19 protein-coding genes and 1 tRNA gene are annotated in these 19,462 nt (G+C 68.1%); 12 read left to right on the forward strand and 8 right to left on the reverse strand.

Annotation, left to right across the window (positions count from 1 at the left end; genetic code table 11):
* Positions 1-1,030, forward strand: a 1,030-nt coding sequence (locus LJE69_RS01800; protein ID WP_296920815.1) for an ATP-binding protein, incomplete at its 5' end; no start/stop codon positions are given.
* Here the strand turns inward: LJE69_RS01800 and LJE69_RS01805 are convergent.
* The 4 genes from LJE69_RS01805 to LJE69_RS01820 form a co-directional block, all read right to left on the reverse strand.
* A complete protein-coding gene (locus tag LJE69_RS01805) occupies positions 947-2,422 on the reverse strand; it encodes a TRAP transporter large permease (protein WP_296920818.1) in 1,476 nt (491 codons plus the stop codon). The genes LJE69_RS01800 and LJE69_RS01805 overlap by 84 nt on opposite strands.
* Positions 2,419-3,018 (reverse strand): TRAP transporter small permease, encoded by a 600-nt coding sequence (locus LJE69_RS01810; protein ID WP_296920821.1) that lies wholly within the window; start codon positions 3,016-3,018, stop codon positions 2,419-2,421. The genes LJE69_RS01805 and LJE69_RS01810 overlap by 4 nt, the downstream gene beginning before the upstream one ends.
* Before the next feature lie 41 nt (positions 3,019-3,059).
* Positions 3,060-4,052: a TRAP transporter substrate-binding protein gene (locus LJE69_RS01815; RefSeq protein WP_296920825.1), complete on the reverse strand. Its 993-nt coding sequence runs from the start codon at positions 4,050-4,052 to the stop codon at positions 3,060-3,062.
* 285 nt (positions 4,053-4,337) lie between these two features.
* Positions 4,338-4,428: transfer RNA gene (locus tag LJE69_RS01820), tRNA-Ser, on the reverse strand.
* A gap of 113 nt (positions 4,429-4,541) precedes the next feature.
* Between LJE69_RS01820 and LJE69_RS01825 the strand changes: the two genes are divergently transcribed.
* Together LJE69_RS01825 and LJE69_RS01830 are read left to right on the forward strand one after the other, a co-directional pair.
* On the forward strand, positions 4,542-5,405 hold the full coding sequence (locus LJE69_RS01825; RefSeq protein ID WP_296920828.1) for a class I SAM-dependent methyltransferase: 864 nt from the start codon (positions 4,542-4,544) through the stop codon (positions 5,403-5,405).
* Positions 5,406-5,621: 216 nt separating this feature from the next.
* Complete coding sequence (locus tag LJE69_RS01830) at positions 5,622-6,350, forward strand: response regulator transcription factor (RefSeq protein WP_296920830.1); 729 nt, start codon at positions 5,622-5,624, stop codon at positions 6,348-6,350.
* A 112-nt stretch (positions 6,351-6,462) separates the two neighbouring features.
* Here the strand turns inward: LJE69_RS01830 and LJE69_RS01835 are convergent, their stop codons facing one another.
* The 3 genes from LJE69_RS01835 to LJE69_RS01850 form a co-directional block, all read right to left on the reverse strand.
* On the reverse strand, positions 6,463-7,392 hold the full coding sequence (locus LJE69_RS01835; protein WP_296920832.1) for an MBL fold metallo-hydrolase: 930 nt from the start codon (positions 7,390-7,392) through the stop codon (positions 6,463-6,465).
* Between the two features lie 125 nt (positions 7,393-7,517).
* Positions 7,518-8,642: a molybdopterin-guanine dinucleotide biosynthesis protein B gene (gene mobB, locus LJE69_RS20920; RefSeq protein WP_367114610.1), complete on the reverse strand. Its 1,125-nt coding sequence runs from the start codon at positions 8,640-8,642 to the stop codon at positions 7,518-7,520.
* A gap of 3 nt (positions 8,643-8,645) precedes the next feature.
* On the reverse strand, positions 8,646-8,909 hold the full coding sequence (locus tag LJE69_RS01850; RefSeq protein ID WP_296920835.1) for a hypothetical protein: 264 nt from the start codon (positions 8,907-8,909) through the stop codon (positions 8,646-8,648).
* On the opposite strand from LJE69_RS01850, the gene ettA reads away from it, so the two are divergent.
* From ettA to bioA, 5 genes are all read left to right on the forward strand, one after another.
* On the forward strand, positions 8,896-10,563 hold the full coding sequence (ettA, locus tag LJE69_RS01855) for an energy-dependent translational throttle protein EttA (RefSeq protein WP_296920838.1): 1,668 nt from the start codon (positions 8,896-8,898) through the stop codon (positions 10,561-10,563). The genes LJE69_RS01850 and ettA overlap by 14 nt on opposite strands.
* A gap of 35 nt (positions 10,564-10,598) precedes the next feature.
* A complete protein-coding gene (locus tag LJE69_RS01860; RefSeq protein WP_296920841.1) occupies positions 10,599-13,193 on the forward strand; it encodes an EAL domain-containing protein in 2,595 nt (864 codons plus the stop codon).
* Positions 13,186-14,151 (forward strand): ATP-binding protein, encoded by a 966-nt coding sequence (locus tag LJE69_RS01865; protein WP_296920843.1) that lies wholly within the window; start codon positions 13,186-13,188, stop codon positions 14,149-14,151. The genes LJE69_RS01860 and LJE69_RS01865 overlap by 8 nt, the downstream gene beginning before the upstream one ends.
* A gap of 227 nt (positions 14,152-14,378) precedes the next feature.
* Positions 14,379-14,735: a hypothetical protein gene (locus tag LJE69_RS01870; RefSeq protein WP_296920846.1), complete on the forward strand. Its 357-nt coding sequence runs from the start codon at positions 14,379-14,381 to the stop codon at positions 14,733-14,735.
* Between the two features lie 23 nt (positions 14,736-14,758).
* A complete protein-coding gene (bioA, locus tag LJE69_RS01875; protein WP_296920865.1) occupies positions 14,759-16,063 on the forward strand; it encodes an adenosylmethionine--8-amino-7-oxononanoate transaminase in 1,305 nt (434 codons plus the stop codon).
* A 208-nt stretch (positions 16,064-16,271) separates the two neighbouring features.
* Here the strand turns inward: bioA and cysC are convergent, their stop codons facing one another.
* Complete coding sequence (cysC, locus tag LJE69_RS01880; RefSeq protein ID WP_296920848.1) at positions 16,272-16,940, reverse strand: adenylyl-sulfate kinase; 669 nt, start codon at positions 16,938-16,940, stop codon at positions 16,272-16,274.
* Between the two features lie 256 nt (positions 16,941-17,196).
* Here cysC and LJE69_RS01885 point away from each other — a divergent pair, with 256 nt between their 5' ends.
* The 4 genes from LJE69_RS01885 to LJE69_RS01900 all read left to right on the forward strand — a co-directional run.
* The gene (locus LJE69_RS01885; protein ID WP_296920851.1) at positions 17,197-18,192 is read left to right on the forward strand and encodes a WYL domain-containing protein; all 996 of its coding nucleotides are present in this window, start codon (positions 17,197-17,199) and stop codon (positions 18,190-18,192) included.
* 46 nt (positions 18,193-18,238) lie between these two features.
* Positions 18,239-18,541 carry a hypothetical protein gene (locus LJE69_RS01890; protein ID WP_296920854.1) on the forward strand — a complete coding sequence of 101 codons (303 nt, stop codon included), beginning with the start codon at positions 18,239-18,241 and terminating at the stop codon, positions 18,539-18,541.
* A 39-nt stretch (positions 18,542-18,580) separates the two neighbouring features.
* Positions 18,581-18,850, forward strand: coding sequence for a DUF6364 family protein (locus tag LJE69_RS01895; protein WP_296920857.1), 270 nt, complete (start codon positions 18,581-18,583; stop codon positions 18,848-18,850).
* A 197-nt stretch (positions 18,851-19,047) separates the two neighbouring features.
* A partial coding sequence (locus LJE69_RS01900; protein WP_296920860.1) for a PIN domain-containing protein occupies positions 19,048-19,462 on the forward strand: 415 nt, incomplete at its 3' end.

Below are 19,462 nucleotides of genomic sequence, written 5' to 3' on the forward strand. Positions count from 1 at the left end.
CCGGGATCTGCCCCCGGGCTTCCACACGCTATTGGCCGATGGCGAGCGCCTGCGGGTCTTCAAGCGGGTCGGCCCGGCGAGCCGGGCGACGGTGGTGGCGCAGCCGACCGAGGTCCGCGACGAAATCGGCTTGACCGCGGCGAGGCATACCCTGGCGCCACTGCTGTTGCTGCCGCTGTTGATGGTCTGGATGATCGTGCGCATCGTCCGCCGCGAGCTGGCCCCGGTCCGGCGTCTCGCCGCGCACCTGGACGCCCAGCCGGCGGATCGCCCGCGCGCGCTGGGCGACACCGACGTGCCGAGCGAGATCCGGCCCTTCGTGCTGGCCATCAATCGCCTGCTCGAACGCGTGGGCGTGCTGATGGACCAGCAACGGCGCTTCGTCGCCGACGCGGCGCACGAGCTGCGCAGCCCACTGACCGCCTTGGCGGTCCAGGCGCGCAATCTGCGCGAAGCCGCAACGCTGGAGATCATGCGCGAGCGCATCGAGCCGCTACAGGCCGGGATCGAGCGTGCGCACAAACTCACCGAGCAGCTCTTGAGCCTGGCACGGGTTCAGGCGGGGGCGGTGCCGACCGCGCCGGTCGATGTCGCGGTGCTGGCACGCGAGCTGATCGCAGACTACCTGCCGCTGGCCGAGTCTAAGGGCATCGATCTGGGTCTGGATGAGCTCGCGCCGGTGCGCATCGAGGCCGCGCGCGAGACCCTGCGCCTGGTGCTCAAGAACGGCCTGGAGAACGCCCTCAAATATACCCCGTGCGGCGGTGAGGTCACGGTGCGCCTCACTGCGGACGCGGGTGAGGTGGTCATCGAGATCCTCGACGACGGCCCCGGCATCCCTGCGAGCGAGCGCGAACGGGTGTTCGACCCCTTCTATCGCACGCTGGGGACCAACGGCGAGGGCAGCGGCCTCGGACTCGCCATCGCCAGGGAAGCCGCTGCCAGCTTAGGCGGCAGCTTGAGCCTGCACGATCGGATGCCCGGGGTCGGACTGATTTTTCGCTATCGCCACGGACATCAGTGCTGCTGATCGTTTGCTCGGGTCGAGATACTCCGGCAGAAACAGCGAGATCTGCGGGATGTACGTGATCAGCATCAGGAAGAACAGCAGGAGCAGCATCCACGGCAGCACCGACTTGATGACCCAGCCCATGGACTCCCCGGTGATGCCCGCCGTCACGAACAGGTTCAGGCCCACCGGCGGTGTGAGCATGCCGATCTCCATGTTCACCACCATGATGATGCCGAGATGAATCGGGTCGATGCCGAGCTGCGTGGCAATGGGGAACAGGATCGGCGCCATGATGAGCAGGATCGCCGACGGCTCCATGAAGTTGCCCGCCGCCAGCAGCAGCAGGTTCACGACGATCAGGAACATCCACGGCGAGAGCCCGAAGCCGACGATGGCCTCGGCGATGTGATGCGGGATACGCTCGGTAGTGAGCACGTGCGCGAACAGCATCGCGTTGGCGATGATGAACAGCAGCATGATGCTGACGCGGGCAGCGTCCAGTACTGTTTTGCGTACCTCCGCGTCGCCGACGCTTTGCACCAAGGCCAACGGAACCTGCCAGGTATTGCGCAGCAGCGTGGCACCCGCGCCCTCGCCGTTCTTGTGCCACGGCGTGTCCTTGAGCGGCCCGATATCCCGATAGCCGATCACCGACACCAGGAAGGCATAGACGGCGGACACCGCCGCCGCTTCCGTCGGGCTCGCGATGCCGCCATAGATAGAGCCCAGCACGATGACGATGAGCAGGATGCCGCCGGAGGCGCTGAAGCCGGCCGCGGCCACCTCGCGAAAGCCGGGCCAGGGCTGCGACGGCAGTTGCTTGACGCGGGCGACGACATAGATGGCCAACATCAACAAACCGCCCATCAGCATGCCGGGAATGAAACCTGCCATGAACATGCGCGCCGCCGACACCTCGGTGGCCGCCGCGTACACCAGCATGACGATGGAGGGCGGGATCAGGATGCCGAGCGTGCCGGCATTGGTGATGACGCCGGACGCGAATGACTTCGGATAGCCGCACTTCACCATGCCCGCGATGACGATGGTGCCGACGGCCGCCACTGTCGCCGGCGAGGAGCCGGATACCGCTGCAAACAGCATGCACGCCAGCACCGAGGCCATGGCCAGCCCACCCTTGATGTGTCCAACAACGCCCACGGCAAAGCGGATCAGCCGCTTGGCCACGCCGCCGGTGGACAAGAACTGCGAGGACAGGATGAAGAACGGGATCGCCAGCAGCGTGTAATGCCCGGACAGGGACTCGAACAGCTTGAGCGCAATGGACGCCAGCGAGTCGTGCGAAAAGAAGAGGATGGTGACGATGCTGGAGAAGCCGAGTGCGAACGCGATCGGCATCCCCAGCAGCATACAGCCGAACAGCAGCAGGAAGAGCACCGCGGTGGTCACGCCCCGCCCTCCCCGGCACCATCAGGCCGCCGCCCGCCCGTCGTCGGGTCAGCGTCGCCGCCGACGGACTCGCGCAGCTCGCGGGCGAGGTGCATGCTCTCCATGGCCTCGTCCACGTGCTGGAAGTCCATCGCTGTGCCCCGAATCACCCGCCACAGCAACCCCAGCAGCCGCAGGCTCAGCATTACCAGGCCGATGAGCAGGATGCTGTGCGCGATCCAGGTCTGCACCGGGATGTCCTCCAGCTCGATGCCGATCATGTGCATCTTCGCCAGGTACACCCAGGAGCCGTAGATGAAGAGCCCGCAGTACACCAGCGACAGCAGCACCGCGACGCCAGTCAGGATGCGCCGCCCCAGCGGCGGAAACAGCCGCACGAAGGCATCCACGCCGATGTGCGCCCCGGTCTTGAGCCCATAGGACACGCCGAAGAGCACGAACCACGCCGATAGCTGCAGCGTCGCCTCCTGCCCCCAGCTGATGCCCTTGCCGAAGCCGAAGCGCAGGATCACCTCCCAGAACACCAACAGCGTCATCGCCACCAGCAGCAGCGAGATGATCGCCTCCTCGGTCTTCTCGATGATGCGGCGGATCATCCTGCCTCCTCACCAAGTGCTCTCGGCGCTCGGGTTTCGGGTCAGTCTTGGTTAGACTGATACGCCGACTTGATCAGCTCAGGGCCGATTTCCTTTTCGAACTGCTTCCAGACTGGCTTCATCGCATCCACCCACTGCGCACGCTCCGCGGGCGTCAGCTCGATGATCTCGGTGCGGCCGCTCTCGGCGATACGCTGTTTGTCCTCGACGGACTTGTCGGCCGCCACCTCGTTGCCATAGGCAAGCGCCTCGTCCAGCGCCTCCCTGACCTGGGCGCGCTGCTCGTCGCCCAGGCTGGACCAGAACTCCTTGGAGGTCACGACCATGTAATCCAGCAGGCCGTGGTTGGTCTCGGTAATGTAAGGCTGAACCTCGTAGAACTTCTTCGAGTAGATGTTCGACCAACTGTTCTCCTGGCCGTCGAGGGCCTTGGTCTGCAGCAACGTGAAGACCTCGGAGAAGGGCTTCTTGATCGGCGTGGCATCCAGCGTCTCGAACTGCGCCTCCAGCACATCAGAGGACATGATGCGGAACTTGAGCCCCTTGGCGTCTGCCGGCACCCGCAGCGGCTCGTCGGCGCTCAGTTGCTTTAGGCCGTTGTGCAGGTAGCCGAGGCCCACCAGGCCCTTCTTGCTGAGCGAATCCAGCATCTTCTGGCCCTGCTCGCTCTGCTGGAACCGGTCCACGGCGTCCATGTCCTGGAACAGGAACGGCAGATCGTAGAGCGCCAGCACATCGGTGTAGCGGCTGAACTTCGACAGCGCCGGTGCGGCCATCTGGACGTCGCCCAGCAGCATCGCCTCCAGCACATTGTCATCGGTGAAGAGCTGCGAGTTGGGGTAGACCTCGACCACGACGCTGCCGCCGGTCTTCGCGGCCACCAGTTCTTTGAACTTCTCCGCCATCTTGCCCTTCGGCGTGTTCTCTGCCACCACGTGCGAGAACTTGATGACCACCGGCTCGTCGGCCAGCGCGAGCGAATTGAACGCGAGGGCGGCCAGGCCGACGGCCGCCGCGGTGAGAATTGCCTTCATGGTGCCTCCGCAGTAGTGCATGTGCTTGCCGTACTCCTTCCGGCTTCCCCGATAAGGAGATCCGGCCCCGGAGCATACTGCAAAGGATTCATAACCGCCCGGGCACTGGACGGCATTGCCTGACACGGCGCAATCGCCGGCGGTCGGCTCGCGTATGTGTCGTGGGAGCGGCGTCCGCGCCGCGATCGGCACGCTGCAAGACGCGGCCGGGAGCAGCCAGCGGGGCGCGCAGCCGGAAAGAGAAGAGCCGCGGCCGGGATTGGGGCTCGAAGATAGGACGGTAGGTGGCGGAGAGGGAGGGATTCGAACCCTCGATAGGCTATTAACCTATACACACTTTCCAGGCGTGCTCCTTAAGCCACTCGGACACCTCTCCGGGGGTGCGGGTGACGCCGTTGTGCGCTACCTGAGGCAGCGGCCCGTAGCGGGAGGCGCGACCGCGAGCCCGCTAGAATAGGCGATCCGCCCGGTGATTTCAACGCACACGTCATGCCCCTGCCCCCCGATCTCACGCGTCCTTCCTTGGTGTCCGCCGCCCAAGCCCCTTCGCTCGCCGAGCAGGCCGATCCCCAGCGCCTGTACGAGCGCTCCGTGCAATGCCCGGAGGCGGAGGTGGACTTTCTCGCCGCGACCTTCCACCGGCTGCGCGGCCGCGATGCGCGGCACCTGCGCGAGGACTTCTGCGGCAGCGCCGCCGTTTGCTGCGAGTGGGTGCGCCGGCACGCCGGCAACACCGCGCTGGGCCTGGACCTGGACCCGGCGGTGCTGGCCTGGGCCGCGGCACACAACCTGCCCGCGCTGGACGCCGACCAACGCCGGCGTATCCGGCTGTGCCAGACGGATGTGCTGACGGCTCCCACCGACGGCGGCCTGGACCTGGTGGCGGCGATGAACTTCAGCTACTGGCTGTTCCGTGAGCGCGCCTTGTTGCAGGCGTATTTCCGTTCCGTGCATCAGGCGCTGACTGCGGACGGCGTCTTCTTTCTGGACGCCTACGGCGGCTACGATGCGTTCCGCGAAATCGTCGAGGAGCGCACTGTCGAGGACGACGCCGGCAGCTTCACGTACCGCTGGGAGCAGGCGCGGTACAACCCCATCGACGGCAGCATGGACTGCCATATCCATTTCGCCTTCGCGGACGGCTCCGAGCTCAGGCGCGCCTTCAGCTATCGCTGGCGGCTTTGGACGCTGCCGGAGATCCGCGAGCTGCTGAGGGAGGCCGGCTTCGGGCACGTCGTCGTCTACTGGCAGGGCTGGGACGAGGATGGCGAGCCGGACGGCCGCTTCGAGCCCACCGAGCACGCGGACGCCGACGCCGGCTGGATCTGCTACCTGAGCGCCGAGAAGGGCTGAGCACCGAGAAGGGCTGAGCACCGACGTCAAGACCGTCGAGGATGGCGCACTTTACTGCATCCATGTTTCTAGGACCTAGCTCACGCAGAGGTCGCCTTCATGCTCAGATAATCTTTCATAAGAATGTAGGTTGTAACTCCTATTGATGTATAAGTGTTTCCCCTTCATCGCAGACTAAACTGTGACCTCGTGACGCTCTGTAAAAACCGCGCAAAAATGTCAGCATTGGACAACTCGCAGCAGGTATCGCCCGACGGCGATACGGTTCGTATCGGTCTGCTCGAGGACGACCCGGTGATCGCCGGCCTGCTCACCCTGACCTTCGAGCAGGCGGGCTGGGCCTACCGGCACTTCGCGCGCGTGGGCGACATGACCGCGGCCCTCGAGACGCAGCGCTTTGACCTGCTGATGCTGGACTGGTGCCTGCCGGACGGGCAGGCGGATAGCGTCATCCGATTCGTGCGCAACTGCCTCGGCTGGGACCTGCCGATCGTCGTCGAGAGCGTCAACGACGACGAGCAGTTGATCGTCAAGGCGCTGGAGATGGGCGCTGACGACTATGTGGTGAAGCCGCTGCGCATGTCGGAGGCGCGCGCGCGCATCGGCGCGCTGCTGCGCCGCGCCCGGCGCGATCGGGCCCGTCTGCCTGCACTGGGCGCCTACCGCATCGACGAGGTCAATCGTCAAATCTACCGCGAAGGCGAGCGCCTGTCGCTCACGGCGCTGGAATACGCGCTGACGCAGCACTTTTTCCATCACCCGAACGAGCTGCTCTCGCGCGAGCACCTGCTGACCGAGGTCTGGGAGCGCAACCCGCGGGTCGACACGCGCACCGTGGACGCCCACGTGAGTCGCCTGCGCAGGAAGCTCGGCCTGGGCGCCGCGACGGGCCTGCAGATCAGCACCCTGCGCGGCTACGGCTACCGGCTGGAGCAGGTGGGTTGACCCTGCCCAGGGGCATAGGGCGCCTGACCACGGGCTGAGGCCACGGTCGCAAGCGCGCGGGCCAGTCCGGCGTTGTGCCCGTTGACGGATCTGCCGCGCGTCCGTTGCCGGTTCAGAGCCGCTCCGAGGCCCCGATCGGACACAGGATGAGCCGTTCCAGCAGTCGGGGGTCCTCCGCCGCGGCCGCGACCACCCGCCGCGGGGGCTCGCCGAGCCATTCGTCCGTGAGCTGATAGGTGCCCCAGTGCATCGGCAGGATACGGCGGGCGTCCAGGTCGGCGGCGGCCCGCAGAGCATCCTCCGGGTTCATGTGCTGCCGGCGCATGAACCATTCCGGCTCGTAGGCGCCGATGGGCAGCAGCGCCGCGTCCGGACTGCCGAGCCGACGGGCGATCTCCCGGAAGCCCGCGAACCAGGCCGTATCGCCGCTGTGATAGACGCGCCGGCCGTCACCTTCGATGACGAAGCCGCCCCACAGCGTGGCGTTGGTGTCGAGCAGCCCGCGCCGGCTCCAGTGCTGGCTCGGCACCAGCGTGATGCGGACCTTGCCGGCGTCGACGCCCTGCCACCAGTCCAGTTCCCTGACGTCCCGGTAGCCGAGCCGGCGCAGTGCGGCGGCCAGCCCCAGCGGCACGACAGCCAGCGGTGCCGCCGCGAAGTGTCGCAGCGTACGCAGATCCATGTGATCCCGGTGGTTGTGCGTGACCAGCACGGCGTCGATACGCGGCAGGTCAGCGAGCGCCACGCCCGGCGCGCTGCGGCGCGGGACTACCCCCGCGACGACCCGCGCCCAGATCGGGTCGATGAGCAGATTGACCCCGGCCAGTTGCACCAACCAGGTGGCGTGGCCGACCCAGGTCAGCAGGGGCTCCGATACATTCCGGCGCAATGCGGCGCCGTCGTTCGCGACACGTGGCGCCTCGAACGGCCGCCGATCCGGCTTGCGCCGGCCGGCCAGGCGGTCCAGCACGCCCCATTTGAAGACAGCCGACGCGCGGTGGGGCAACGAGCCGTCGAGGTTTCGGTAGCGTGGTCTGGTCAACGAGCAGTCGCCTGCAAATGCGTGCCGCGACAAGTTGGGATGCGCAACCGGCTGAGAGGATGCGCAGACAACCTTGCGCCGACTTGTATCACGCGGCAGGTCTTGCTGGTCTTGTTCACATCCGCTCAGGCCGACGACTGCCGCCCTAGCACGTAGATCTGTGCGGAGCGTTCCAGGAGCGCCGCACGCTCCAGCGCCTGCGTCAGGTCTTCGCCCCAGGCGTAGGCGCCCTGCCCCGCCAGAATGCAGACGGGCGCGTCCACCAGCCGCTCGGCGATGGCCGCGGGGCCCTCTTGGGCCAGCTTGGCAGGGTCCAGGCTCAGTGCCGGCACGTCACCGAGCAGCGCGACGCCATCCGCGTCCAGCGGCTGGAAGCTCCGCCCCTGAAAACCCGCCGCGGCCGTGTAGGGCATGCGCGCGCCGATGATGGCACGCGCCAGCGGCTGCGTGCTGTAGATACGGCGGTGGATGGTGGCCTCGATGCTGGCGATGTCCGGCACATCGGCTGGCGCGTCGGCCGGCGCCTCATCGTCGGCGGCGGCCACCAGATGCACACCGACGGCGTCCACGTCGGGGTCGTCGCCGGCGAGCGCGATGCGCGCCATCCAGCAGCGCTCGCCGATGCGGATGGAGAGCCAGCCGGCGCGCGGCCCGGTGGCGGCATGGCGGGTCTCGCGGCAGCGGCGCAGCAGCTCATCACGCGGGTCCTCGCCGCTGAAGCGCCCATCGGCGAGCTGCGCCTGGATGAAGTCGGCGATGGCCTCGGTGTCGGCGATGGGCAGGCGCACCGGCGCAGCGTCGGCAGGGAGCTGGCTGTCAGTGGCCACGGCGATGATGTCCGGGTCGTTCGGATACAGCGGCGCCTTGCCGGTCGCGACGCGATGCACCTCGATTTTCGGATGCCGCTCCTGGCGAAAGCCCTCCACCAGCACCAAGTCGAGCCGCTCGGCATCGAAGCGCGCCGCCAGCTCCGCCAGCGGGGTGCGGCCGTCCTCGCCGCGCCGCGGCGCATAGTCCATGAGGCCCCAGCCGTCGGCGGCGGCCAGCACCACCTGCTCGGCGCCGGCCTCGGCCAAGTCGTGGCTATCCTTGCCGGGGTGGTCCAGGCTCAGACTGTGATGCGAGTGCTTGATGTAGCCGACGCGCAGGCCGCGCTCACGCAGCAGCGGCACCAGCTTGCGCAGCAGCGTCGTCTTGCCGGTGCCGCTGGGGGCGACGAAACCCACCAGCGGCACGAATCGTCTGCTCATGCTTTACTCCCGGATCTCCGCCGAGCCGCGGTCGCCGCCGAACGGCGGCTGTTGCGCTGCTTGGACATTTGTCGGTTCAACACGCACAATTTCCACATCGTTGGCGCGCCGCATCCGCGACATGACGCGGTTTGCGGGCCGCTCGCGGCCGTCGGACGCCGGGCCGTCGTACGCCCGCGCACCCGGCGTCACGCCAGATTCCGATTCCACCACCAAGCGATTTCCAAATCCAAGAGCCACCGCAACAGTCACAATGGCGCAGTACATCTACACCATGAACCGCGTCGGCAAGGTCGTGCCGCCGAAGCGTGTCATTCTGCGGGACATCTCGCTGTCGTTCTTCCCCGGCGCCAAGATCGGCGTGTTGGGTCTGAATGGCGCCGGCAAGTCCACGCTGCTCAAGATCATGGCCGGCATCGACACCGAGATCGAGGGCGAGGCACGCCCGCAGCCCGGCATCAACATCGGCTACCTGCCGCAAGAGCCGCACCTGGACCCGGACAAGGACGTGCGCGGCAACGTCGAGGAGGCCGTCGCCCACATCAAGCAGGCCCTGGAGCGCCTGGATGCCGTCTACGCCGCCTACGCCGAGCCGGACGCGGACTTCGACGCCCTGGCCAAAGAACAGGGCGACCTGGAGAACCTCATCGAGGCCACCGACGGCCACAACCTGGACCGCACCCTGGAGGTGGCCGCCGACGCACTCCGTCTGCCGCCCTGGGACGCGGACGTCGGCAAGCTCTCCGGCGGCGAGCGCCGCCGCGTGGCCCTTTGCCGGCTGCTGCTCTCCAAGCCGGATATGCTGCTGCTGGACGAGCCAACCAACCACCTGGACGCCGAGTCCGTCGGCTGGCTGGAGCGCTTCCTGCACGACTACCCCGGCACCGTCGTCGCGGTGACCCACGACCGCTACTTCCTGGACAACGTTGCCGGCTGGATTCTGGAGCTGGACCGCGGCCACGGCATCCCCTGGCAGGGCAACTACTCCAGCTGGCTGGAGCAGAAGGAGCAGCGCCTGGAGCAGGAAGAAAAGGCCGAGCAGGCGCGCATCAAGGCCATGAAGCACGAGCTGGAATGGGTGCGCGCCAACCCGAAGGGCCGGCATGCCAAGAGCAAGGCGCGACTCGCGCGCTTCGACGAGCTGCAGTCGCAAGACTTCCAGCGCCGCAACGAGACCAACGAGATCTACATCCCACCCGGCGAGCGCCTGGGCGACCTGGTGGTGGAGGCCAACGACCTGCGCAAGGGCTATGGCGAGCGGCTCTTGTATCAGGATCTCAGCTTCAACCTGCCCAAGGGCGGCATCGTCGGCATCATCGGCCCCAACGGCGCCGGCAAGACCACGCTGTTTCGCATCATCACCGGGCAGGAGCAGCCGGACGGCGGCGAGCTGCGCGTCGGCGAGACCGTGGACATCGGCTACGTGGACCAGAGCCGCGACGCGCTCGATGACAGCAAGACCGTCTGGGAGGAGATCTCCGGCGGTGCCGACAACATCATCGTCGGCAAATACGAGATGCCCTCACGCGCCTACGTGAGCCGCTTCAACTTCCGCGGCGGCGACCAGCAAAAGCGCATCGGCGACCTCTCCGGCGGCGAGCGCAACCGCGTGCACCTGGCCAAGCTGCTCAAGAAGGGCTGCAACCTGCTGCTGCTCGACGAGCCCACCAACGACCTCGACGTCGAGACCCTGCGCGCGTTGGAGGAGGCCATCCTCGCCTTCCCCGGCTGCGTGGTGGTCATCAGCCACGATCGCTGGTTCCTGGACCGCATCGCCACCCACATCCTCGCCTTCGAGGGCGAGTCGCAAGTGACCTGGTTCGAGGGCAACTACGCCGACTACGAGGCCGACCGCCACCGCCGCCTCGGCGACGAGGCCGACCAGCCCCACCGCCTGCGCTTCCGGCCCCTGGACGCCTGAGTTGGCCACGCCCGAGCCGTCGTCCGCGGCACACCATGTCGCCTGATCCCGCCGGCTCCGAGCTCGCCGTCGACGCACCCGACGGTGACGGCGCGGTCGAGCACCGGCGGCTGCGCGGCTGGCTGCTTGCGGTCTGCGCGCTCGTGCTGGGCATCGGCGCCCTCCTCATCATCGAGGGCGTGCGCACCGTGCACCTGGAGCATGCGCTCGCGGCGGAGCGGGCCGGGCACGGCGTCGCCATGGCCATGGCGCGGGCGCTGGATGGTGAAGGCGCCCGTCTGCGCCGGTTGCTGGCGAGCCAGCGCCCGGCATTGGACGCCCTGCCCGGCACCCCGGCATCCGAGCAATGGCGGGCGGCAGCCGCAACGCTGCTGCGCCGCAGCCTGCCGGACCTCATCGACTTGGCCGCGACAACCCAGACGCCGGCAGAGGGTCCGGCGACGCGGCTGCTGGCGGGCAGCGCGGCACCGCTCCTCGGGCACAGGCTGTCGCTGGCCGGCACGGCGCTGGAGCTGCGCCTGCCCTGCGAGGGCGTCTGCCGGCCCGAGATACCGGCCGGCACCACTGTACGGCTCAGCCATGGCGGCGACAGCTGGCTCCTGCCGGTGCCCGTGGGGGAGGCCTGGCGGCAGGCCCGTGCCGGGGCGACGACCGAGGCCGCGGCGGCGCGGCCGGCCGCGGCGGCGACGCCGTTGCCTCGAGGGGCGGTGCGTATGCCGATTCTGCAGCCCGGCGCCGCGGACTGGGCGATCACCGTGCATTCGCCGGTCGGGCTCGCCGTGCCGCCGCTCATCCTGGCCACGCTGTTGACCGTGCTGCTGACCGCCGCCGGCGGCCTGCGGCTATGGCATGGCAGTCGCCGGCGCGAGCGCGACCTGGTGCGCGAGCAGCAACGCCTCTGCGCCAATCAGCGCAAGCTCGAGGCCATCCTCGACAGCGCCACGGACGGCATCGTGATGCTCGACGGCGGCGACCGCATTGAGCTCATGAATCCCGCGGCGGAGGTGATGTTCGGGCGCCTCGAGGCCGACGTGATCGGCGCCAGGGTGAGCGCGCTGCTGCCGGACATCGCCGTCGTGGAAAGCTCGCTGGCGCCGGCCGGGCGTGCGCCGCAGGGCGTGTACGATACCCAGGCGCTGCGCGGCGGCGTCGATGCGTTTCCGGCGCGTATCGCCGAGCGCCGATTGCTGCTGGACGACGGCCCACGCCGGCTGCTGCTGGTGCAGGATCTCACCGAGCAGCAGCGCCAGGCCGAGCAGATGGCCTTCCTGGAACAACGCGACGTCATCACCGGCCTGCTCAATCGCAGCGAGTTCGAGCGCCGCATGGCGCGGCTGCTGGCCGAGGCCGTGGGCAGCGAAACGCCCTATGCCCTGTGCTACATCGACATCGATCAGTTCAAGGTCATCAACGACACCGTCGGACATGCCGCGGGCGATGCCCTGATCGGCCAGCTGGCGAAGATCATCGAAGTGAAGCTGGAGGCCGCGGTGCTCGTCGGCCGCCTCGGCGGCGACGAATTCGGCGCCCTGTTCGCCGAGCGCAACGAGTCCGAGGTGCTCGCCATCTGCGAGGATCTGATGCAGACGGTGCGAAACTTCCTGTTCACCTGGCGCGAGCGCTCCTACGACGTCGCCATCAGCATCGGCGTGACGGCCTTCCTGCCGGAGCACGAAAGCCCCGAGGCCGAGCTGGCCAAGGCCGACGTCGCCTGCCATATGGCCAAGCGCGAGGGCCGCGACCGCGTTCACGTCTATCACGACAGCGACGTATCGCTGGTCCGCCATCATGGGGAAATGCACCTGGTATCGGCCATCTCGCAGGCGTTGAGCACCGGGCACTTCCGTCTCTATGCCCAGCCCATCATCCCGCTGACCGGCGCCGTTACGCTCGCCGAGGCGCGCCCCAGGCGGACCCATTACGAGATCCTCGTGCGCATGCTCGACGAGGCGGGCCAACTGGTGGCGCCGGACACCTTCATTCCCGCCGCCGAGCGCTATATTCTGATGCCCGCCGTCGATCGCTGGGTGATTCACCAGCTCTTCAGCACCCAGCAGGAGCGGCTGCGCCAATGGCACGAGGAGCATCCGAAGCACTTCCTGTTCGCCGTCAACATTTCGGGCACCTCCATCAGCGATGAGAGCTTCCTGCCCTACCTCAAGCGCCAGTTCGAGATCCACGACATCCCCCCGGCCAGCATCTGCTTCGAGGTCACCGAGACCGCCGCCATGCGCAGCATCGCGCAGGCCAAGAGCTTCATCGGCGCACTGGCGGAGCTTGGCTGCAGCTTCGCGCTGGACGACTTCGGCAGCGGGTTGTCGTCGTACGCCTACCTGCGCGAGCTGCCGGTGCAATACTTGAAGATCGACGGCAGCTTCGTGCGCGACATGCACAACGACCCGGTCAACTACGCGCTGGTGGCGTCCATCAACCAGGTCGCCCACGTGCTCGGCCTCAAGACCATCGCCGAATGGGCGGAGAGCGAGTACGTGATCAACCAGCTGCGCGCCCTCAACGTGGATTTCGTCCAGGGCTTCGCCATCGGCACACCCCTGCCGGTGGTGGAGTGCGACACTGATCTCACCGCCGGCGTGTCCGGCCTCGCCACCTCCGTAACCAGCCATGCCTGATGTCGATGACCGCCTAGTTCGTCTGCTGGATCGGGCGGAAGCCCTGTTGGAACCAGAAGGAATCGCGGCGGAAGCGTTGCTGCCGCTGCACGGGCTGCTGAAGCGGACCGAGGGCCTGCTGGGGCGCATCGAGGGCCACCTGCCGCCGTCCACCGAGCCGGACTGGAGCGCCCATGCCTGGCGCTGGCGCCGCGGTGCCGGCGGCCTTGGCCAGCGCGGCTGGCTGGAGCCGGTGCACCGCCCGCACGCCCTGCAACTTTCCGATCTCTGCTGCGTGGACGCCCAGCGTGACGAGATCGACCGCAACACCCGCCAGTTCCTGGCCGGCGCCGGTGCCAACAACGTCCTGCTCTCCGGCGCCCGCGGCACTGGCAAGTCCACGCTGGTGAAGGCGCTGTTCAACAGCTACCGCAGGCAGGGCCTGCGGCTCATCGAGGTGGACAAGGACGAGCTCGCCGACCTGCCCAACATCCTGCCGCTGCTGGAGGACCGCTACGAGCGCTTCATCCTATACTGCGACGACCTCTCCTTCGAGGCCGGCGAAGGCAGCTACAAGGCGCTCAAAGCGGCGCTGGACGGCTCCATCAGCGCGCCGCCCGACAACGTGCTCATCTACGCCACCTCCAACCGCCGCCACCTGCTGCCGGAGTTCCAGCGCGAGAACCGCGAGGCGCGCATGGTGGACGGCGAGATCCACCAGGGCGAGAGCGTCGAGGAGAAGATCTCGCTGTCGGACCGCTTCGGGCTCTGGCTCTCCTTTCAGCCCTTCACCCAGGGCCAATACCTCACCGTCTGCCACCACTGGCTCGAGCGCCTGGGCGCGGCGCGGGTGGACGGCGCCGACGTCGAGCGCGCCGCGCTGCAATGGGCGCTGCGGCGCGGCTCGCGCAGCGGCCGCACGGCCTATCAGTTTGCCCGCGACCGCGCCGGCCGCGAGCGCTTGGCCGCTGCCAAATGACCGCGTGGGAGCGGCACTCCCGGTGCCGCGACGGGCAACCGCCCGAGGACAGCGCTTGCCCCACCCGCCAGCACCGACGCATCGCGCCACAAGAAGTCGCGCCACAAGAACAAGTGGCGCTCCCACAAGCGCCGGCGGCTGCTGTGCCCGCGGCACGCCCGCTGCCGCGACCATCATGCCCGCAAAACAGACCACCACCGCAAGCAAGGCAGACAGGAGGCTCCACCATGACCAAGTCCGTTTCCATCCCCCGCATCCGCTACCGCTGCGTCGGCGAGGATGACTACATGCTGCACATCGACGTCACGGACGACGGCGCCTTCACCATCGACTGCGGCGACTACACCAGCCGCAAGCCCACGCGCGGCAAGCTCGACCGCGCCCAGGCGCAGCAACTCGCGGAGCTGCTGGCGGCGCTCGGCGAGCCGCGTGAGCATCCGGCCCCGGAGGACAACCCCTGCTTCGTCGCCGAGCTCACCGTCGGCGACGGCCGCTCGGTGCGCCACTACCGCTTCTGGGAGGGCGCGCTCGACAGCGACCCGGACCTCAAGGCCCTGGTGCGGCTACTCGAGGTGCTCGGATGACGGAGTCCGCCGGCGCGCGGCCAATGGACGCCGAGCGCCTCCTCGCCATTGACGCCGCCCACGTCTGGCACCCCTACACCTCCACCACCGACCGCGACCCGGTCTACCCGGTCCGCGGCGCGTCGGGCTGCGAAATCGAGCTCATGGACGGCCGTCGTCTCGTGGACGGCATGTCGTCGTGGTGGTGCGCCATCCACGGCTATAACCACCCGGTACTCAACGCCGCCGCCACCGAGCAACTCGGCCGCATGGCGCACGTCATGTTCGGCGGACTGACGCACGCACCCGCCGTCGAGCTGGTGGAGCGACTGGTGCGGCTCACGCCGGAGCCGCTTCAGCACGTGTTCCTGTGCGACTCCGGCTCGGTGTCCGTCGAGGTGGCCATGAAGATGGCCCTGCAATACCACCAGGCCGCCGGCCGCCACGAGCGGGTGCGGTTCCTGACGGTGCGCAGCGGGTACCACGGCGACACCTTCGACGCCATGTCCGTCTGCGACCCGGTGACCGGCATGCACGGTCTGTTCGAGCGCGTGCTGCCGAAGCAGGTCTTCGCCGCCGCACCGGCGCCGCCCTTCGGTAGCCCCTGCACCGACGCCGACATCGCCGAGCTGGCCGGGCTCATGCAGCGACACGAGCGCGAGCTGGCGGCCGTGATCCTGGAGCCCATCGTCCAAGGCGCCGGCGGCATGCGCTTCTATGCCGCCGACTACCTCGCCCGCGTGCGCCAGCTTTGCGACCGTCACGGCCTGCTGCTGATTCTGGACGAGATCGCCACCGGCTTCGGGCGTACCGGCCGACTCTTCGCCTGCGAGCACGCTGGTATAGCGCCGGACATCATGACCCTCGGCAAGGCGCTGACCGGCGGCTATCTCACCGCCGCCGCGACGCTCGCCACGGCCGAGGTCGCCGACACCATCTCCGCCGGTACCCCCGGCGCCTTCATGCACGGCCCAACCTTCATGGGCAACCCGCTCGCCTGCGCCATCGCCAACGCGAGCATCGACCTGCTCCTGTCCCGGGACTGGCAAGGAGAAATCGCCCCCATCGAGACGCGCCTGCGCGCGGGCCTCGCGCCCTGCCGGGAGCTGCCCGGCGTCGCGGACGTGCGCGTGCTCGGCGCCATCGGCGTCGTGGAAATGACCGCGCCCGTGCCCATGCGCGCCGTGCAGCGGCGCTTCGTCGAGCGCGGCGTCTGGGTCCGCCCCTTCGGCCGGCTCATCTACCTCATGCCGCCCTACGTCATCAGCGGCGCACAGCTCGAGCAGCTCTGCACGGCAACGCGCCAGGTCGTCGTAGAGCTGGCCAACGGCGAGCTCACCGACGCCTGACGCCCCTTGGGAGCAGACCCCTCTTGTGGGAGCGGCACTCCCGGTGCCGCGACCGGCGGCCGCTCGAGGAGCAGAGTTACCCCATCCTCCAGCGCCCACGTGTCGCGCCACAAGAAGAAGTGGCGCTCCCACAGACGCCGATGCGCGTTGTGGCAGCGGCACGCCCGCTAGCGTGGAGCGGCACTCCCGGTGCCGCGACCGGCGGCCCTCAGCGCCCCTCCAGCGCCGGAATGACCTCCCGCTCCACCAGGTAGTCGATCACCTGGTGCGCCAACGTCTCCGGCGTGCGATCCCACGAGTGCAACACCAGCTCCGGGGACTCCGGCGCCTCGTACGGGTCATCGATGCCGGTGAAATGCTTGATCTCGCCGGCGCGCGCCTTCTTGTACAACCCCTTCGGATCGCGCTGCTCGCAGATCTCCAGCGGCGTGTCCACGAACACCTCGATGAACTCCCCATCCGGAACCGTCCGCCGCACGCGCTCCCGATCGATCCGATACGGGCTGATGAACGCCGTCAGCGCAATCACCCCGGCCTGGCAGAACAGGCCCGCAACCGCACCGATGCGGCGGATGTTCTCCTCCCGGTCCACCGCCGTGAAGCCGAGCCCGAAGCGCTGCGCGAAATCGTCCCCGTGGGCGTCGCGCAGGATCCCCGGACCGGCGTTCAATGCATGGCGCACGTTGTCACCATCCAGCACCGCGCTGTGGAAGCCGTAGCCCCACAGCAGGTGATCCAGCGTATTGGCCACCGTGCTCTTGCCGGAGCCCGACAGCCCCGTAAACCAGATCACGCAACCCTTATGTCCATTCAGGCGCTCACGCGCCTCCCGTGTCACCTGGTGCTCATGCCAGGTCACGTTCGTGTCATTCGCCATGGATATTGTCTCGAAAGCGGAAAAGCTGCTACGGAAAGGGAAACCGGCCGATCCGTCCAAGCAGGGTCGGGATAAGTCCGGAGCGTCGAAGTGTAGCGACCCTACCCCATAACCGCCAACCGCGAAAACATCCCCGGCATTCGATAAATGCGCCCGCCCATCGCCGCGGCCTGCCGAGCACACACGCACCGTCGCCGCGGCAGTCGTTTGGGCATAATGCGGTGCACGCTTCCGGACCTAAAGACCCGCCAGGGCGATGGACAAACTGCACCGCATCACCCAGCTCAAGCGCATCCTCGCCGGCCGGCGCACACCCATCACCCTGCGCCAGCTCATGGACCGCATGCAATGCTCCGAGTCCACCGCGCGACGCGCGCTGTACAGCTATCGCGACGACTTCGGCGCCCCGCTCACCTTCGACCGCCGCAGCGGGGGCTGGTCCCTGACCGGCCCACTGCCCGACGCCGCCGACGAGGTTCCCGGGCTTTGGTTCACCACCACCGAGCTGCACGCGCTGCTCGCCGCCCGCGAGCTGCTGCGCGAGCTTCAGCCCGGCCTGCTCGCGGCACAGACGGCACCCATCGCCAAGCGCATCGAGCAGCTCCTCGCCCAGCGCGGCATTGCTCCCAAAGACCTCGCCCGTCGCGTCCGTCTGCAAGCCCCCGGCATGCGCCAATGCGCCCCCGACACCTTCGCGCTACTCGCCCAAGGCCTGTTCGAGCGCCTGCGCTTGCGCATCCGCTACAGCCCGCGCAGCCGCCCGACCACCGCCAACGAGCCCAGCCGCGACATCTCCCCGCAGCGCTTCACCTGGCTACGCGGCAACTGGTACCTCGACGCCTGGTGCCACCGCGCGGACGAGCCGCGCCGCTTCGCCGTAGAGCGGGTCCAGACCGCCGAGCTACTCGACGAGCCGGCCATCGAGCTGGCGCCGGAGGCGCTCGCAGCCCGCTGCGACGACGCCTACGGCACCTTCACCGGCACCCCCACCAACACCGCCGTCCTGCGCTTCACCGCCCACCGCGCCCAATGGGTCGCCGAAGAGCACTGGCACGACAGCCAACAAGGCAGTTGGCTCCCCGACGGCCGCTACCAGCTCACCCTGCCCTACGCCCGCCACGAAGAACTGCTGATGGAGGTGCTCAAGTACGGGGCGGACTGCGAGGTGATGGCACCGGCGGAGTTGCGGGCGGCGGTCCTGGAGCGGCTGCGGGCGGCGCTCAATGCCTATGCTGACCCAGACTCCCGATAGCCAGGCCCGCGCGGCGAGCACCACGATCACTCACAGGAAAAGCCCGATGCCCGAACCCGATTGGCAAGAAGACGTCAGGCGCTGGAGACAGCTGCCCTCGGAAGAACAGCTTCGGATCAGCCTGCGCCGCATCCCGCGCAAGGTCGCCCGGAGCATGGCCTTCGAGGGCGAGCCGGTGGACGAGCGGATGCTCGAAGCTGAACTGGAGCGCATCCTCGCGTCTCGTGACGTTCCCATCCGACTACAGCCGCGCGGTGCCGAGCGCTCGTCGCCCCATGTCGCAGAACAGGACAAACCGCTCCGCCACAAGGCAACGACGGCCTCAGACCAGGGTCAAAGTGACGTATAGTTTGCACAGTATCCGTACGTCATTCAGCCCCACAGCGCCATGAACGCCAAGCTCACACTCAGACTGGACGAACACCTGATCGCCCGCGCCAAAGCCATCGGCAAGGCCCAAGGCAAGTCCGTGTCGCAGTTGGTCGCGGACTATTTTGCCGCTCTCGATGCACAAGTCACCTCCGGCGACACCGCGGAACTCCCGCCGGGCGTTCGGTCCCTCGTCGGCGTGCTCCGCGGCAGCCAGGGCGGCGTTGACGACTACCGCGAGCATCTCGCGGACAAGTACCTCGGTTCGAAGAAAACGTCTTCACTTTAGCGAGACGTTGTCACAGGCAAGGGATTTGCCTAGCCTGTTGTCAGGGATGCCGCCCTCCGCCTCGGCGCGGGCTTCATCGCAGTACGTTCGCGAGCCATTTGCCCGAATCGGACTCGGCACCTTTCCGGGGGCACGCCCCCGGCCTCTTTGCTGGCAACCAACTGCTGGCGCTGCCGCCAGGGAGCCTCGCGCCAACCATGAAAGTGCTCATCGACCTCAACGTGATCCTCGACGTCCTCTTGAAACGCGAGCCGTATCACGCGGATGCCGCCGCCGTTCTGGCACTCGCCGAGCGCAGGAGCATCGAGGGCTTCATCTGCGCGGCGTCCGTGGACACGCTCCACTTCCTTCTGAAGCGCGAGACGGCGCCCGCCGACGCCCGCGGGCACCTGCGCACCGTGCTCTCCATACTCGCAGTCGCCGACCTCACCGCCGACTGTGTCCGCGCCGCCTTCGACAGCGGCTGGCCGGACCTCGAGGACGCCATCGTCTACGAGAGCGCCCGCCACGCCGGCGCAGAAGCCGTCATTACCCGCAACCAGGAGGATTTCCGGCGCGGGGACCTGCTGGTGCTGTCGCCGACGGAGTTACTCGCGCTCAGGCAATCTCAGG

The organism is Thiohalocapsa sp. (genome assembly GCF_022340605.1).
Taxonomy (GTDB): domain Bacteria; phylum Pseudomonadota; class Gammaproteobacteria; order Chromatiales; family Chromatiaceae; genus Thiohalocapsa.

Coding starts and splice junctions, on each gene's coding strand:
- LJE69_RS01815 (WP_296920825.1), bottom strand. CDS start 4,052: ATGAAGGCAATTCTCACCGCGGCGGCCGTCGGCCTGGCCGCCCTCGCG.
- LJE69_RS01825 (WP_296920828.1), top strand. CDS start 4,542: ATGCCCCTGCCCCCCGATCTCACGCGTCCTTCCTTGGTGTCCGCCGCC.
- LJE69_RS01885 (WP_296920851.1), top strand. CDS start 17,197: ATGGACAAACTGCACCGCATCACCCAGCTCAAGCGCATCCTCGCCGGC.
- LJE69_RS01890 (WP_296920854.1), top strand. CDS start 18,239: ATGCCCGAACCCGATTGGCAAGAAGACGTCAGGCGCTGGAGACAGCTG.
- LJE69_RS01870 (WP_296920846.1), top strand. CDS start 14,379: ATGACCAAGTCCGTTTCCATCCCCCGCATCCGCTACCGCTGCGTCGGC.
- LJE69_RS01810 (WP_296920821.1), bottom strand. CDS start 3,018: ATGATCCGCCGCATCATCGAGAAGACCGAGGAGGCGATCATCTCGCTG.
- mobB (WP_367114610.1), bottom strand. CDS start 8,642: ATGAGCAGACGATTCGTGCCGCTGGTGGGTTTCGTCGCCCCCAGCGGC.
- cysC (WP_296920848.1), bottom strand. CDS start 16,940: ATGGCGAATGACACGAACGTGACCTGGCATGAGCACCAGGTGACACGG.
- LJE69_RS01895 (WP_296920857.1), top strand. CDS start 18,581: ATGAACGCCAAGCTCACACTCAGACTGGACGAACACCTGATCGCCCGC.
- LJE69_RS01860 (WP_296920841.1), top strand. CDS start 10,599: ATGTCGCCTGATCCCGCCGGCTCCGAGCTCGCCGTCGACGCACCCGAC.
- ettA (WP_296920838.1), top strand. CDS start 8,896: ATGGCGCAGTACATCTACACCATGAACCGCGTCGGCAAGGTCGTGCCG.
- LJE69_RS01865 (WP_296920843.1), top strand. CDS start 13,186: ATGCCTGATGTCGATGACCGCCTAGTTCGTCTGCTGGATCGGGCGGAA.
- LJE69_RS01830 (WP_296920830.1), top strand. CDS start 5,622: ATGTCAGCATTGGACAACTCGCAGCAGGTATCGCCCGACGGCGATACG.
- LJE69_RS01850 (WP_296920835.1), bottom strand. CDS start 8,909: ATGTACTGCGCCATTGTGACTGTTGCGGTGGCTCTTGGATTTGGAAAT.
- bioA (WP_296920865.1), top strand. CDS start 14,759: ATGGACGCCGAGCGCCTCCTCGCCATTGACGCCGCCCACGTCTGGCAC.